Source organism: Comamonas guangdongensis (assembly GCF_041079535.1).
Classification (GTDB): domain Bacteria; phylum Pseudomonadota; class Gammaproteobacteria; order Burkholderiales; family Burkholderiaceae_C; genus Comamonas; species Comamonas guangdongensis.
This window is the reverse complement of sequence record NZ_JBFYGN010000063.1, coordinates 1-1,502: the sequence shown is the minus strand read 5'-3', so window position 1 is coordinate 1,502 and position 1,502 is coordinate 1. Positions and strand designations below refer to the sequence as shown.

The 1,502-nt window shown below is 54.3% G+C and carries 2 protein-coding genes; one reads left to right on the top strand and one right to left on the bottom strand.

Annotated features, from left to right (window positions below):
- Nucleotides 1–159 precede the first annotated feature (159 nt).
- On the top strand, nt 160–540 hold the full coding sequence (locus AB6724_RS21755; protein ID WP_369340618.1) for a hypothetical protein: 381 nt from the start codon (nt 160–162) through the stop codon (nt 538–540).
- Nucleotides 541–830: 290 nt separating this feature from the next.
- Here the strand turns inward: AB6724_RS21755 and AB6724_RS21750 are convergent, their stop codons facing one another.
- A complete protein-coding gene (locus tag AB6724_RS21750) occupies nt 831–1,124 on the bottom strand; it encodes a DUF6968 family protein (RefSeq protein ID WP_369340617.1) in 294 nt (97 codons plus the stop codon).
- Between the last annotated feature and the right edge of the window lie 378 nt (nt 1,125–1,502).

Sequence of the window (1,502 nt, the reverse complement as noted above, 5' to 3'; positions counted from 1 at the left end):
AGGAAGACCTTGGGCTACAGAACCCCGGCTGAGATGTTTGACGAGTGCGTTGCATCGACCGGTTGAATCCACAACCCTAAGCAGTCATACGAGAGTGCACTGGCGTGCCCTTCTTTGGCTATAAAACATCCTTTAGCATGACGATAAAGCTGGAATAGTATGGGTGTTGAATTTCACATTACTCGCGCTGATTTTTGGCCTGATAGTAATGACGTGCCAATTACTGCTGAAGAATGGATGGCGCATGTAAATACTGCTCCAGACCTTGAATTGATGCCAGAGAGAGGCCCGCACTATGTCCTCTGGCTTGGGGCTTCAGCGCATGAAGAGCCTTGGCTCGATTGGAGTGACGGGCGAATTTATACGAAGTGGCCTGATACAGCCTTGTATTTAAAGATGTTGGATATTGCCAAGCAATTTGGTGCCGCTGTTCACGACGATGAGGATACGGTCTACTCCGGCCCCGATGATTGGAAGTTCGATCCCAACGTGAAGTTGGTACTTCCCGCTAAGAAAAGGCCATGGTGGAAATTTTGGTAAACCTCAATTTCTCTGCCCGGATGTAACTTGCCAACGTGCCCCTCCTTGGGGATGACTGCTTCTGGCCGATTCTGTTGAAAAACTCCCTAGCACCTCCTTGAATCATGTTTTTGGGGGTGCCTTACCCCTTCCCACATGTGAGATCGCCGCTCCTAGAGCGATCTGAAAGGTAGATTTTCCGACCGACGTAGGCTGCTCAACAGCTTTCGAGTTTTTCAACAGAATCGGCCGAAAACGGTCTACGATCCCTCGAGTGAGCGACGTCATTCCTAGCCATAGTCCGCGCCGAATCACGATAACGGCAAACCGAGATCGGGCTCATCAGGCTCCAGCCAGTAGAGCCGCCGCGACTTGTACTCTGGTGAAGCGCTCAGTACCGCAGCGGCTACTCTCAATGCGAGGAGCATGCTTTGCACCTCGTCCACTCCGGTAATCGCTTGCCTCACAGGCGTGCCAAGCCCTCGAATCGCATAACTGCATTCGAAGTCAGGCCCATCGTGCGCCCGTGCTGGACGGTAGACGATGAGCGTTACCACGCCGCCATCGGTCAAGCGGTACTCACGGCAGATAAATGCTTCAGGCATTCTGTGCTCACTCCTAGGCTGGTCCTGCATCAAACACACTGACCGGTGCCAGTCTCAAGAGACCCGTCGCTTCTTGGACCGAGCCCGCCAGCCACTGATCAACATCTTGCAGCTCCATCGAGATCACTGACCTCTTGTCCTGCTTGGCAACGCCTGCCACTACGCCATAGAAAAAGCCCACCCCGGCAGGCGACTTGTAGCAACCGCCCAAGGTGGGCTCGTTTACTTCGGCCCAGGCCCGGCGAGCGCGGTGCGATCCCCAGCCCCGTTCTGATTAGAGGGTGGGTGCAATGGCAGGAGACGAATACGAAGGGACTTTCCTAGCCCAGCGCTGGTGCGCGAAGTTCAGCATGGATGCCCGGAAGTCCTATCGGATTC